Origin of the sequence: Brevibacterium sp. W7.2, assembly GCF_018137945.1 — a bacterium.
GTDB lineage: Bacteria > Actinomycetota > Actinomycetes > Actinomycetales > Brevibacteriaceae > Brevibacterium > Brevibacterium sanguinis.
The window spans coordinates 3583024-3595805 of record NZ_CP073089.1; the positions used below are offsets into that span (position 1 = coordinate 3583024).

A 12782-nucleotide genomic window follows, 5' to 3' on the forward strand; every position below is an offset into this window, starting at 1 on the left:
GATATTTCGGACACTATCCGCCGGCTGTTCATTGATAACTGTGGAGTCTCAATCAAGACGAAATCGGTTCTTTAAAAGTCCTGTGCCCGCGCATAGTCTGACGGAGAACCCTCGAGATCACTGGAAGAGGAACGACGATGTTCATCCCACCCACGCCCGCCGCGCCGACCCGCGGCCCGCTCACCTCCGTGCGGGCATGATGCTCGAGACCCGCCAGCTGCAGAACTTCGCGATGGTCGCCAGGGAACGCCATTTCGGGCGGGCCGCCGAGCGCCTCGGCCTCGCCCAGCCCTACCTCTCGCAGCAGATCCGCAAACTCGAACGCCAGCTCGGCACGACCCTGCTCCACCGCACGACGCGCTCGGTCACCGTCACCCCGGCCGGCGCCCACCTGCTCGAGGAGGCCGAGCGGGTGCTCGCCGAACTCGACACCCTCGGCACCGAGGTCGGTCTCATCGGCTCCGGACTCCAGGGCCCGCTGCGCCTCGGCTTCACCGGCTCGACGACGTACGGGGTGATGCCGCAGGTGGTGCGCCGCACCGCGGCGCTGGCACCCCGCCTCCAGCTGAGCGTGAGCGGCGAGATGATCACCCCGCAGCTCGTCACCCAGCTGCTCGACCGCACCGTCGACATCGCCCTGCTGCGCGGCACCACCCCGGCGACGGGGCTTGAGTGCCAGACCATCGGCTCCGAACCCTGCATCGCCGCACTCCCCTCGGATTCGGACCTCGTCGACGCCGACGCGATCACGGCCGCCGACATCAGCGGCCGCGTCCTCGTCGGCTACCCGGAGACCTCGGTGATGTCGACGACGACGGCGAACTTCCTCGGCGCTCACCGCCGGACCCCGGACTACGCGATCCGCGCATCCCAGACCTCGACGCTCATGTCCCTCATCGCCGCGGGACTGGGCATGGCGATCGTCCCCGGCACCGCCTCGGCGCTGGCCATCCCCGGCGTCGAATTCCGCACCATCGTCGACGCCCCGCGCACCGAGCTCTCCCTGGCCCGGCGGGCCGATGACGACTCCCGGGCGACGGAGCGGATGACGGCGATCATCACCGAGGTCGTCGCCGCGGCCATCGCCGAGCCCCCTGTCGCAGCGGCGATCGCCGAGGAGGACGCGTCATGAGGATCACCGCCGTCGAGACCGTGCCCTACCGCATCCCCATGCGCAAACCGCTCGCGTTCGCCAGCGGCGCCGTCGACCACATCGAGCACGTCCTGCTCCGCCTGCACACCGACGACGGGCTGACCGGCTGCGCCGACATCCCGCCCCGGCCCTACACGTACGGGGAGACCCTGGCCTCCGTCATCGCCGTCATCGACGGCGTCTTCGCCGAGGCGCTCCTCGGCGCCGATCCCCTCGACCGGGCCGGCATCCACGCCCACCTGCGCCGCACCGTCGGCAACCAGACCGCGAAGGGCGGCATCGACGTCGCCCTCTGGGACCTCATCGGGCAGGCGGCCGGAGTGTCCGTGCACCGGCTCCTCGGCGGGTACTGCGAGTCGCTCGCGGTGACCCACATGCTCGGGTTCGCCCCCACCGAGGCGGTCGTCGACGAGGCGCTCGCGTTCATCGACACGCACGGGGTGCGGTCGTTCAAGATCAAGGTCGGCAGGCGCCCGGTCGGCGTCGACGTCGACCTCGTCACCGCGCTGCGGGAGGCCGTGGGCCCCGATGTCCTCCTCTACCTCGACGCCAACCGCGGGTGGACGGCCACCGAGGCCGCACAGATGCTCGCGGCCACGCCCGGGGCGGATCTGCGGTTCTTCGAGGAGCCCGACGACGCCGCCGAGGTGCTCGGCCGCCGGCGCCTCGTCGCGACCTCCCCGATCCCGATCGTCGCCGACGAGTCGGCACCCGATCTCGGCGCGGCGGCCCGGGAGATCCACACGGGAGGGGCGAGCGCCCTGTCGATCAAGACTGCGCGCACCGGGTTCACGGAGTCGGGCAAGATCCTCGCCTTCGCCGAGGCGCTCGGCCTCGACGTCCTCATGGGCAACCAGATCGACACGCAGCTCGGGAGCATCGCCACCGTGACCTTCGGTGCCGCCTTCGAGCACTCCTCGCGCTACCCCGCGGAGCTCTCGAACTTCCTCGACATGGCCGACGACCTCGCCGCCGAACCGCTGCGCATCGTCGACGGTCGCGTCGCCGCCCCCACCGACCCGGGGGTCGGCACGGTCGTCGATGAGGACAAGCTCGCCCACTACCGCATCGACTGACCCGCCCGACTCCGCTGTCCCGCCCGACGACGACGCAGAGTCGACAACCGAAGGAGCCTCCCATGCTGTACCTCGTGAGAATGGACGTCACCCTTCCCACCGACCTCTCCGCGGCAGAGACGACGGAGCTGCTCGCCCGCGAGAAGGCCTACTCCCAGGAGCTGCAACGCGACGGCCGGTGGAAGGAGATCTGGCGCATCGTCGGGGAGTACGCGAACTACTCGGTCTTCGACGTGACCGACAACGACGAACTCCATGAGCTGCTCAGCGGCCTGCCGCTCTTCCCGCACATGCGCATCCATGTCACACCCCTGGCCACCCACCCCTCCCACATCTGACACCGCACTCACATCACCCGAAGGAGAGAGACAATGTCCGAGAACAGCTTCCAGTCCGAAGTCACGGCGAAGGCCGCCGAATCCGGCGCCAACGCCTCGGCCCGCTTCCGCGAAAGGCAGGCGCAGGGCGGCAGCACCGCCGCCGTCGACCAGGAGCGCGTCGCCCTCCTCGCCGGCAAGGCGATCAAGGCGCTCAACGACCTCGTCATCGAGGAGCAGCTGAGCTACGAGGAGTACAACGCGTTCAAGGCGTGGCTCATCAAGGTCGGGGAAGACGGCGAATGGCCGCTCTTCCTCGACGTGTGGCTCGAGCACTCCGTCGAAGAGGTCGCCAATGCCGACCGGGAGGGGTCGAAGGGGACGATCGAAGGGCCGTACTACCTCGGCGGCTCACCGGAGCTGGAGTGGAACGGCACGATCCCGATGCGCGAGGACGAACCGGGGACACCGCTCGTCTTCAAGGGCCAGGTCACCGCGGTCGACGGCACTCCACTGCCGGGGGCGAAGCTCGAGCTCTGGCATGCCGACAATCTCGGCTTCTATTCGCAGTTCGCGCCGGGACTGCCGGAGTGGAACCTGCGGGGGACGTTCACGGCCAATGACAACGGCGAGTACGAGATCCACACGATCCGGCCCGCGCCCTATCAGATCCCCACCGACGGGGCCTGCGGCCAGCTCATCGCGGCCGCCGGGTGGCATGCGTGGCGGCCGGCTCACCTGCACTTCAAGGTGCATGCGCCGGACCACCAGCTCATCACCTCGCAGCTCTACTTCCCCGGCGATCCGCACAACGACGACGACATCGCCTCGGCGGTCAAGCCCGAGCTCCTCCTCGATCCGCAGCCGAACCCCGACGGCGAGGGAGAGGTCACCGTCTACGACTTCGTCCTCGATCCCGCCTGAGGACTCCTCGCGCGCTGAGCTGACGGTCGCCTCGGCGGGGAATATCGCCGAGGCGGCCGTCAGCGTCTAGAAGCGCGTGATGATCGAGCGGATGACCTCGCCCTTCTTCAGCTTGTCGTAGGCCTCGTCGACGTCGTCGATGGAGATCTCCTGGCTGATGAGCCCGTCGAGGTTGAGCCGCCCCTGCATGTAGAGGTCGGCGTACATCGGGATGTCGCGTTTGAGGTTCGTCGATCCCATGCTCACGCCCTGCACACTGGCATGGCTGACGAGGGCGGCGAGCGAGGTGTCGAGGGTGACCGTGGCATCGGGCTTGGCGATGCCGATGAGGTAGGCGTGCCCGCCGACGCGGCGCAGCGCGATCGCCTGCTCCTGGGTGGCCGGCAGTCCGATGACCTCGAACGCGTGGTCGACCCCTCCCCCGGTGAGCTCCCTGACGGTCTCGACGGCGTCGACCTGTGAGGAGTTGATGACCTCGGTGGCGCCGAAGCTCTTCGCGACCTCGAGCTTCGCGTCGATGATGTCGATGGCGATGACGTGCGTGGCTCCGGCCAGGAGCGCGCCGGAGATGACGTTGAGCCCCACCCCGCCGGTGCCGATGACGGCCACGGAATCGCCGACGCGCACACCGGCGGTGTTGATCGCCGATCCGGCCCCGGTGACGACCGCGCACCCGATGATCGCCGCCTGCGGGAACGGGAGATCGTCGCGGACGACGGCGAGCTGGTTCTCGTGGACGAGCGCCTGGGAGGCGAAGCCGCCGAGACCCCACCCCGAGGCGATCGCCGTGCCGTCCTCGGCGCTCAGGCGCGACGGTTCGTCCGGTCCGCGCACCGTCGCCTGCGGGTTCGGGCACTCGTAGGTGCGCCCCGACAGGCACGTCGTGCACACCCCGCAGAACTGGATGAGGCAGCCGACGACGTGGTCGCCGACTTCGATCGTCGTGACCTCGGAGCCGACCGCCTCGACGACTCCGGCGATCTCATGGCCGAACACGGCGGGAAAGGGAAAGCCGTAGCCGCTCTCGACGATGTGGAGGTCGGAATGGCAGAGACCCGACGCCCTGACATCGATGAGGACCTCGCGCTCGCGCGGTTCGTCGATGTCGACGTCCCGCGTGGTGAACGGTGCGCCGACGCCCTCGGACACAGATGCTCGCATGGTTGCTCCTTTGCAATCGTGGCGGTGATCGAACCGGTGGCGATGACGTCCGCCGGTTCGCGGTGACCAGCCGACGATCACGCAGGCAGAGCAGTGACACAACGGTCGGCACCCGATTTTGAGCGTACGCCCGATCAGGGTCAGTGTCGATGAATTGCCGGTGATCAGTCGGTGCGCGGCCCCTGCCGCGGGGCGATGGGCTTACCGGGCCGACCGAGGACTTACTACCGATCAGTCGTTCTGTTCGGTAGGATGTGTGGCGCCGGTCACCATACGGGCACCCCGTCCTGGTCGACCCCCGCGGCTCCACCGAAGCCCGGGCGGTCGGCTGTTCGCGCACTCTCACCGCCGAGATCCACGACAGAACAGGAATGCAGACCTATGAGCACACGTCGACCGACAATGACTCCGCCCCTGCGACGACTGACCACGATGGGCACCGCCGCAGTCGCCGGCCTCGCGCTGGCGGTGGGCACGATCGCGACCCCGGCCCACGCCGCCGACCCCGTTCCGACGACGGACGCCGAAGCCGAACGCCTCAATGACGAGCGGGCCGCCGAGGATCCCGCCGAACTCGATCGCAGCAGCGTTCCCGCCGGAGTGAGCGTCGAACAGGCACGGTCGGTCGTCGAATCCTCCGACGAGATCACCGTCGCCGATGTCGAATACGCGGCCGCCGTCGAGGACCTCCCGGCATCCGGTGTCCCCGCGGACTTCTATGAGACTCCCGCCACGCTGCCGGAGGAGAACGGCGCAGTCGTCAGGCAGGCCGAATCCGACTTCTACCTCGACCCCGTCCGGCTCATCAGGCACAACGCGAAGACGACGACGTTCATGTACCGCACCACCGACGAACGCGGCACTGCCCGTGCCGCCACCGCCACCCTGCTCAGCCCCGCGAACTCCGACGGCCCGGCGCAGGACGCCGTCGTCATCGCCCCGGGCACGCAGGGCACTGCCGACAAGTGCGCTCCCAGCCGACAGCTGAGCATGGGCACGGAGTACGAGGGCATCGGGGTGACCTCGGCGCTGGCCGCCGACCGTCCGGTCATCGTCGTCGACTACATCGGACTCGGCACCGAGGGTCCGCACCGCTACCTCAACCGCGTCGAAGAGGGCCGAGCCGTGCTCGACGCCGCCCGCGCCGTCCAACAGGTCGAGGGAAGCGGCATCGATGCGGAGACGCAGCTGCAGCTGCGCGGCTACTCCCAGGGCGGGCAGGCGACGGCGGCGGCCCTCGAACTCGCCGCGGAGTGGGCGCCCGAGCTCAACCTCACCTCCGCCTCGGCGGGGGCCGCTCCGACCGACCTCAACGACGCCGTCGGCAGCCTCTCGGGCGTCTACACCGGTTTCCTCCTCTTCGGGGCGGATTCGTTCGCGGAGCAGGCGAGCATCGACCTCAGCGAGCACCTCAACGAGCAGGGCCAGGAGACGGTCGAGCGCGCCGCCGGCCAGTGCACGGTCGAAGCCGTTCTCACCAACGCCTTCGTCGACACGAGCACGCTGACGAAGAACGGCGGGGACTTCCAGCAGCTCGTCGAGGAGGAGTTCACCGCAGTCCTCGACGAGCAGCGGTTGGGCACGGCGGCGATCCCGGACATTCCCGTCCTCGTCAACCACAGCCGCCTCGACGACGTCGTGCCCTTCGCGCAGGGCCGGGGGCTCGCCGCGGCCTGGTGCGATGCGGGCAGGTCGGTGACCTTCGCCGACAATCTCGCGCCCACGCACATCGGCGGGTACCTCGCCTCGCTGCCGCGCGTCGAGGCGTTCACGTCGACGACCTTCGCCGGTCGGTCACCGCTCAACAGCTGCTGGCGGCTCTGATCCCGCGGGCTCAGCCGAGCATCCGAGCCGGCCGGAGGCTCGGCTACGCCTCCATGACGTAGGAGAGGATCATCGACACGAGTGTGGCGACGACGACGGAGTTGAAGGCGAACGCGACGATGACGTTGGTGCGCACGAGTCTCCACCCGGCGCGGGTGATGGCTCGGCCCGGCAGCGCCGCCGTCATCGTCGAGGTGAGCACGGAGAACGTCAGGTAGTCGCTGAAGGCCCGATCCTCTTCCATGTCGAACTCGAGGTGGCGTGCCGCCTGGCTTCCGCCGTCCCGCAGGTCGAGGCGCATGTAGTCGAGGGCGAACGAGTAGACCATGACCGCCCACGAGGCGATGACGTTGGCGACGCCGAGGGCACCGGCGATGACGGTCTCCTCGCTCGATCCGAGGGTGACGAGGTAGACGTTGAGCATGATGGCGACGAAGGCGGCGACGAGCGTCCACGACACGGCACCGCCGCCGCCGAAGAGGATCGACGTCCAGCGGCGCCTGCGTGCGATGGCCCAGCGCGAGTGGACGGTGAGCTCCGTCTCCGTGAGGTCCTGCAGTCCGGCATGGGTCCAGAGGAGGTAGACCAGCGCGTACACCGGCCACGCGACGAGGAAGACGGCGATGAGTCGCTGCGTCGCATCGACGAAACCGGCTGAATCGGCGCCGAAAGGGGAGAATCCGAGACCGACGATGACGACGACCCCGACGAGCAGGGCGGGGATCATGCTCACCGATGAGCGCGTGTCATCGGAGATCGTGATGATCTGGCTGTGGCGGGGTCGCAGGCGCAGGACGGCTCCGGTTCACTCGATGTCGGCTGGTCAACTCACCCTAGTCGACCAGCACCCGGTGGTTCCGTCAGCCACTCGGCTCTGACATGCCGCGGACCGTACACTGACGACCATGAGCGCCGACGTCATCATCCTCGCCGGACCTCCGGGAGCCGGGAAGTCGACGACAGCCCGCGCCCTGGCGCACGATTTCCCACGGTCCGTCCACCTGCACACCGACGACTTCTGGCATTTCATCGCCGCCGGCGCCATCCCGCCCTACCTGCCGGAGTCCGAGGCGCAGAACCACACGGTCATGGAGGTCATCGTCCACGCTGCCGCGATCTACGCGCGGGGCGACTACACCGTCATCGTCGATGGGATCGTCGGACCGTGGATGCTCGATCACTTCCGGGTTCTCACCCGGCACCCTGATCCTCTGCCCGTCCACTACCTCATCCTCCGTCCGAGCCGAGAGGTCGCTCTCGACCGCGCCACCGCGCGCACCGGTCCCGATGACCTCACCGACGAGGAGCCGATCACGACGATGTGGGATCAGTTCAGCCACCTCGGCGAGCTGGAGGACCACGTCATCGACAGCAGCATTCAGACCTCGGAGCAGACGCTCGCCGCTGTCCGCGACGCCGTGGGGACGGCGACGTTCCGCCTGCGGTGACGACGCTGCTGCACTGGGCTCATCCGGCCTCGACCCACTCCCTGAGCTTCGTCAGCCCCTCGACGATGTCACTTTCGCCGATGCCCGAGTAGGCGAGCCGGATGTACTTCTGCTCCTCCCCCGGCTGCGGGCGACCGAAGTGCTCGCGGGTGCAGAACGAGACCCCGGTGTCGTGGAGGGCCTGGGTGGAGAAGTCGGAGAGGGTCGCGATCCCCTTGCTCGCCATCGCCTCGGTGACGTCGGGGAAGATGTAGAACGTCGATTCCGGCACGGCGACCTCCATGCCGGGGATCGCGTTGATGAGCGAGCACGCGGCGTCGCGGCGGGCGCGGAGCACGTCGAGCATCTCCGCGACGGGCTCCTGCGGACCCTGCAGCGCCGAGATCCCCGCCCACTGGACGTAGTGGGTCGTGCACGATTCGTCGTTCGTGTTCATCGTCGAGATCGCCTCGGCGACCTCCTTCGGGGCCACCGCACACCCGAGCCGGGACCCGGTCATCGCGAACTTCTTCGAGAACGTGTAGAGGATGACGGTGCGCTCGCGCATCCCCGGCAGGGCGGCGATCGACGCGGACTCGCCGCCGTAGCGCATCTCGAAGTACGCCTCATCGGAGAGCACCCAGAGGTCATGCTCGGCGGCGATCTGCGCGATCGCCTCCCGCTCCCCCGGCGTCGACTCCGCGGAGATGGGATTCTGCAGATCGTTGTAGATGATCGCCACCGTCGTCTCGTCGATCGAGGCCCGCAGATGGTCGAGGTCGATGGCGAACCCGTCGGCGGTCGGCACGTACCGGTACGGCAGCGCCCGCCCGCCGAGGTATTCGATCTGCGACTCATAGATCGGGAATCCGGGATTCGGGTAGAGCACGGACTGACCGGGATCCATGACCGCCTGGAGGAACTTCGTGATGACCGGCTTGCCCCCGGTGGTGACGACCACCTCGGCGGGATCGATGTCGAGACCGCGCCGGGATCCGATGTCCTCAGCGAGCGCGGCCCGCAGCTCGGGGATCCCCGGCCCCGGACAGTACCCGGTCCTGCCGTCCGTGATCGCCCGGTTCATCGCCTCGACAATGTGCGGAGCCATCGGAAAATCGAGATCGCCGAGGTGGAACGGATAGACCCGATTCCCCTGCGCCTTCCAATCGGCGGCGGCCTGGGCGACGCGGAAAGCGGTTTCCGTGCCGAGGTCATTCAGTCGCTGGGCAGTCTTCATCGGCGGCTCCTTCGAACGCCCGCTCCCCGGCAGCGATGCCGGAAGGAACGGTGGTGCAGCTGGTGGGAGGCGACGCACTCCGCGCGGAGCAGTGGGCGGCGCCTTCCTCACACGATAGACGACCGCGTCAAGGGGTCCTCACTCGGTGACGCCGATGAAGACCTTCCGCGTCGGTTCGAGCGTCACCCAGCGCCCGGCGAAGCCCTGCGGGATCGTGAACGCCTCACCGGGGCCGTACTCGAAGCGCTCGGTGCCATCGCGGCTCTCGACGGCGACCCGACCGGAGACGATGACGCAGAATTCCCGGTACGGCCACGAGTCGAACTCGACCCAGCCGGGTTCGCCCGCCCAGCGTCCGGCGACGCTGGTCGGCCCGGTCTCGACCCGGAACTCCGTCTCCGTCCACCCCTCGGAGTGGGCGTCGTAGTCGGCGAGGTCGGGGATGACGGCCCGGTCGGCCGCCTCGGTGAGTGTCTGGACGGTGGCAGTCATGAGGTCTCCTTCTCTGATGCGGTGTGTTCGGCGGCGTGGAGTTCGGCGGCGTGGGCGGCGCCGGTGGTCCCGGAACCGATGAAGCGGTCGAGGACGTTGCGGGTGATCGTCGTGACGAACGGGTCGTTCGCGGCCAGGCCGTAGGGCCAGTCGGTCGTGCCGGCGCAGTAGACCTCACCGTCGCCGCGGGTGAACGCGGCCATCATCGCCGAGCCGTAGCCGTTGCCCTGGTGGTGCGGGGGTGGGCCGTCGGGGTAGATGCCGGCGAAGAGATCGGCGAGCTCGGCCGCGGGCGCCCCGATCGGGACGCGGCCGCCCCACCGGTCCTCCCCGCCGGAGACCGCGGGGGCCATCGCGATGATCTCGAGGTTCTCCGGTGCCCCGTCATCGCCGGTGGCATACGGCAGGCCGTGGCGGAACGTGTAGTCGCAGCCGTCGACCTCGAAGGCCGCGATGCACAGGGGCGCTTGGCCGAAGACGTCGCCGTAGTAGAGGTCGGTGCCAGCCAGTGACCAGTGGTTCTCCCGGTAGACGGTGAAGCCGCCGCTGCCGCGGGGCACCGCCGAGCCGTACCGGATGTACGCGCCGCCGAGCCCGGTCAGGCCCATCGTCGCCGCCCCCGGTCGGCCGATCGCCGGGGCATCCCACGCTGTCGTCAGCCGGCTCGGGTCGGTCTCGGCGATCGGGTCGGCCGTCGGGTCCTTGAAGCACGTCTGCACGCCCTCATCGAGGTCGAGGCGGACCTGCCACACGTAGTTGCCGCCGAACCGGGCGACGTGACCGCCGGCCTCGACGTAGGCGTCGAGGGTGTCGCGCATCTCCCACGACCAGTACTCGTCGTGGCCGACGATGACGACGCAGCCGTACCCGTCGAGCACGTCGGGTTCGGCGTGGAGTTCGACCTGGGTGATGTGACCGACCCGGTAGCCCTGGTCCTCGGCCCACACCGTGAACGGACGCTCGTAGGTCGCCCAGCCGGCGTCGTTGTGGTGGCGGGAGTACCCGCGCTGCCACGCCCATTCGTACGTCGGATGCCGCGGCTCCCAACCGATCGGCACGCTGACGTCGAGGTGGGCGTTGCGGGGTGCGCCGACCGGTTTGCGCAGCATGCCGCGGGCGATCGGGCGCCGCATCGACGAGTACGGGGAGGGGATGTCGTTGCGGTCGCCGTCGGGCAGCCCCCGGTAGTGGTTGCCGCCGCCCCAGTCGTTGTAGGCGAGCATCGTCGAGGTGGCGTGGACGAGGAGGACGTCGACGTCGGCGGGACCGGCCGGGCGGACGATGAAGAAGGACTCGTGCTCGACGTCGCGACCGTGGTCATCGGTCGTGGAGAAGACGACGAGGTAGTATCCGGGAGCGAAGTCCGCGCTCAGCTCGACCTGCAGCGAGCTCGACCACCCGCACCCGCTCGCGTACGCGTCCGCGGGGGTCTCCTGCCGTGTTCCCGGCAGGCCGGTGGCGGTGAAGACGGTTTCGGGGCGGGCGCCGTCGCGGATGATCGCGACATCGAAGGTCTCCGCCGTCGTGTGCACCCGGAGGTCGACGGTCTCCCCGGACCGGTAGGCGAACCGGTCGCTGTAGCCCCAGAGTTCGGTGGTGTCGGGGTATTCGCCGGGGCGTTCGATGAGCCCTCTCGGGGTCGACCAGGCGTAGTCGATGCGTGCGCTCATGGGGTGGGGTCCTTTCGGTCGGGGTGGGGGTCGGGGCTGGAGTCAGGGTTGGGGGTGTCGGGGTCGATCGCGGCGTCGGCGCCGAGGGTCGCCAGCGTCGCCCGCGCCGCGTCGATCCGGTTGGCCCGGAGGAGACCCCAGGCCGCGGCGAGGACGAGCGGGGCGATGACGCAGGCGTTGCCGGCCGGGCCGAGTCCGGTGAGGGCGCCCATCTGGGAGATGAGGAGGATGAGCGCGAGGGTGAGGAGGAGAGCGGAGGCGAGCGGGGCGATCATCCGGTTCCACGCCCGCTCTCCACCGCCTCGGCGCCGGAAGAAGACGACGACGGAGAGCGAGGTGAGGATCTGCAGGAGGAGGACGGCGATGATCGTCGGCGTGTTCGTCCAGGTGACGATCTGCGTGTAGGGGTCGGCGCCGACGGCGGCGAAGAGGCAGAGGACGATGAGGACGAGGCCGGTCTGGACGAAGTTCGCCGTCAGCGGGCTTCCCGAGGACGCGAGCCGGGACAGGCCGGCGGGCATGAGGCCGCCGCGGGCGAGGTTGACGAGGTACCGGGACGAGGTGTTCTGCAGTGCGATCACTCCTGCGAAGAAGCTCGTGACGACGAGCACGAGCATAATCGGCGTGATCGCCGTGCCGACGAATTCGTCATTGAGTGAGAACACGAGCTGGGAGGGATCGCCGGCGAGCAGGGAGTCGATGCGGGACTGCCCGGCAGCCTGGAGGATCACCCAGGCACCGAAGGTGTAGCCGAGGAAGAGGACGGTCACGGCGAGGTAGGTGGCGCGGGGGATCGTGCGGTTGGGGTTGCGGGTCTCGGTCCGATAGACCGTCGTCTGCTCGAAGCCGACGAACGCGACGAAGGTGAGGACGAAGACGCCGGGCAGGGCCGCACTCACCCATTTCTCCGGCGCGAAGGCGGTGAGCGTCAGCCCCTCGTAGCCGCCCTGGGCGAGGACGGCGACGGCGAAGATCGCGAGGATCGCCGCCTCGGCGACGAGGAGGACGGCGACGGTCATCGCGCCGACCCCGACCCGGCGCAGGCCGAGGATGAGCACGGCGCCGGTGATGACGAGGGCGATCGGCAGCCACGGGATCGCCAGACCGGTGATCCCCTCGATCGTCAGGGACGCGAAGACCGACGCCGAGGCGGTGAATCCGATCTGTCCGCCGAGGTAGCCGACGTAGGCGACCATTCCCGCCACTGAGCCGGTGCGGGCGCCGAGGCCGGCGGCGATGTACGTGAGGAAGGCCCCGCCGCCGGGCACGTGGCGGGCGATCGTCGTGTAGCCGACGGCGAAGAGGAGGTAGACGAGACCGGGATAGAAGAAGCCGAGGACGACTGCGTCCCCGCCGGCGAGCATGCCGAGGGGCACGAAGCCGGCGAGGATCGTCAGCGGCGCGGCGGCCGCGAGGACGAAGAAGACAAGTCCGGGAGTGCCGATGCCGCGAGTGCGGACGATCGGGTTCGGTGCGGTGTCGGCGGGAGGGAGAGCCACGG

12 protein-coding genes are annotated in these 12782 nt (G+C 69.2%); 6 read left to right on the forward strand and 6 right to left on the reverse strand.

Annotated elements, in window-relative coordinates; genetic code table 11:
• Positions 1–196: 196 nt before the first annotated feature.
• The 4 genes from J9315_RS16080 to catA all read left to right on the forward strand — a co-directional run bounded on the left by J9315_RS16080 (position 197) and on the right by catA (position 3470).
• Positions 197–1132: a LysR family transcriptional regulator gene (locus J9315_RS16080; protein ID WP_211978336.1), complete on the forward strand. Its 936-nt coding sequence runs from the start codon at positions 197–199 to the stop codon at positions 1130–1132.
• Complete coding sequence (locus J9315_RS16085) at positions 1129–2229, forward strand: enolase C-terminal domain-like protein (RefSeq protein ID WP_211978337.1); 1101 nt, start codon at positions 1129–1131, stop codon at positions 2227–2229. Before J9315_RS16080 ends, J9315_RS16085 begins: the two co-directional genes overlap by 4 nt.
• Before the next feature lie 62 nt (positions 2230–2291).
• On the forward strand, positions 2292–2567 hold the full coding sequence (catC, locus tag J9315_RS16090) for a muconolactone Delta-isomerase (protein WP_211978338.1): 276 nt from the start codon (positions 2292–2294) through the stop codon (positions 2565–2567).
• A gap of 33 nt (positions 2568–2600) precedes the next feature.
• Positions 2601–3470, forward strand: coding sequence for a catechol 1,2-dioxygenase (gene catA / locus J9315_RS16095; RefSeq protein WP_211978339.1), 870 nt, complete (start codon positions 2601–2603; stop codon positions 3468–3470).
• Positions 3471–3536: 66 nt separating this feature from the next.
• On the opposite strand, the gene J9315_RS16100 is transcribed toward catA, so the two are convergent.
• Positions 3537–4631, reverse strand: coding sequence for a Zn-dependent alcohol dehydrogenase (locus tag J9315_RS16100; RefSeq protein WP_211978340.1), 1095 nt, complete (start codon positions 4629–4631; stop codon positions 3537–3539).
• A 432-nt stretch (positions 4632–5063) separates the two neighbouring features.
• Between J9315_RS16100 and J9315_RS16105 the strand changes: the two genes are divergently transcribed.
• Positions 5064–6455, forward strand: a complete 1392-nt coding sequence (locus tag J9315_RS16105) for a lipase family protein (RefSeq protein ID WP_211978341.1) — start codon at positions 5064–5066, stop codon at positions 6453–6455.
• 43 nt (positions 6456–6498) lie between these two features.
• On the opposite strand, the gene J9315_RS16110 is transcribed toward J9315_RS16105, so the two are convergent.
• Positions 6499–7182 carry a DUF1345 domain-containing protein gene (locus tag J9315_RS16110; RefSeq protein WP_249121089.1) on the reverse strand — a complete coding sequence of 228 codons (684 nt, stop codon included), beginning with the start codon at positions 7180–7182 and terminating at the stop codon, positions 6499–6501.
• A gap of 178 nt (positions 7183–7360) precedes the next feature.
• Here J9315_RS16110 and J9315_RS16115 point away from each other — a divergent pair, with 178 nt between their 5' ends.
• Complete coding sequence (locus tag J9315_RS16115) at positions 7361–7903, forward strand: AAA family ATPase (protein ID WP_211978342.1); 543 nt, start codon at positions 7361–7363, stop codon at positions 7901–7903.
• Between the two features lie 19 nt (positions 7904–7922).
• Here J9315_RS16115 and J9315_RS16120 read toward each other — a convergent pair whose 3' ends face one another.
• The 4 genes from J9315_RS16120 to J9315_RS16135 all read right to left on the reverse strand — a co-directional run bounded on the left by J9315_RS16120 (position 7923) and on the right by J9315_RS16135 (position 12780).
• Positions 7923–9119, reverse strand: coding sequence for an aminotransferase class I/II-fold pyridoxal phosphate-dependent enzyme (locus tag J9315_RS16120; RefSeq protein WP_211978343.1), 1197 nt, complete (start codon positions 9117–9119; stop codon positions 7923–7925).
• A gap of 138 nt (positions 9120–9257) precedes the next feature.
• Positions 9258–9611, reverse strand: a complete 354-nt coding sequence (locus J9315_RS16125) for a cupin domain-containing protein (RefSeq protein WP_211978344.1) — start codon at positions 9609–9611, stop codon at positions 9258–9260.
• Positions 9608–11281: a N,N-dimethylformamidase beta subunit family domain-containing protein gene (locus J9315_RS16130; protein WP_211978345.1), complete on the reverse strand. Its 1674-nt coding sequence runs from the start codon at positions 11279–11281 to the stop codon at positions 9608–9610. The genes J9315_RS16125 and J9315_RS16130 overlap by 4 nt, the downstream gene beginning before the upstream one ends.
• Positions 11278–12780 (reverse strand): APC family permease, encoded by a 1503-nt coding sequence (locus J9315_RS16135; protein ID WP_249120942.1) that lies wholly within the window; start codon positions 12778–12780, stop codon positions 11278–11280. The genes J9315_RS16130 and J9315_RS16135 overlap by 4 nt, the downstream gene beginning before the upstream one ends.
• Between the last annotated feature and the right edge of the window lie 2 nt (positions 12781–12782).

What these genes read in the sequence shown, in the direction of transcription:
- J9315_RS16080 (WP_211978336.1), top strand. Translation starts at nt 197, where the DNA reads ATGATGCTCGAGACCCGCCAGCTGCAGAACTTCGCGATGGTCGCCAGG.
- J9315_RS16110 (WP_249121089.1), bottom strand. Translation starts at nt 7,182, where the DNA reads ATGATCCCCGCCCTGCTCGTCGGGGTCGTCGTCATCGTCGGTCTCGGA.
- catA (WP_211978339.1), top strand. Translation starts at nt 2,601, where the DNA reads ATGTCCGAGAACAGCTTCCAGTCCGAAGTCACGGCGAAGGCCGCCGAA.
- J9315_RS16125 (WP_211978344.1), bottom strand. Translation starts at nt 9,611, where the DNA reads ATGACTGCCACCGTCCAGACACTCACCGAGGCGGCCGACCGGGCCGTC.
- J9315_RS16120 (WP_211978343.1), bottom strand. Translation starts at nt 9,119, where the DNA reads ATGAAGACTGCCCAGCGACTGAATGACCTCGGCACGGAAACCGCTTTC.
- J9315_RS16105 (WP_211978341.1), top strand. Translation starts at nt 5,064, where the DNA reads ATGGGCACCGCCGCAGTCGCCGGCCTCGCGCTGGCGGTGGGCACGATC.
- J9315_RS16115 (WP_211978342.1), top strand. Translation starts at nt 7,361, where the DNA reads ATGAGCGCCGACGTCATCATCCTCGCCGGACCTCCGGGAGCCGGGAAG.
- catC (WP_211978338.1), top strand. Translation starts at nt 2,292, where the DNA reads ATGCTGTACCTCGTGAGAATGGACGTCACCCTTCCCACCGACCTCTCC.
- J9315_RS16130 (WP_211978345.1), bottom strand. Translation starts at nt 11,281, where the DNA reads ATGAGCGCACGCATCGACTACGCCTGGTCGACCCCGAGAGGGCTCATC.
- J9315_RS16085 (WP_211978337.1), top strand. Translation starts at nt 1,129, where the DNA reads ATGAGGATCACCGCCGTCGAGACCGTGCCCTACCGCATCCCCATGCGC.
- J9315_RS16100 (WP_211978340.1), bottom strand. Translation starts at nt 4,631, where the DNA reads ATGCGAGCATCTGTGTCCGAGGGCGTCGGCGCACCGTTCACCACGCGG.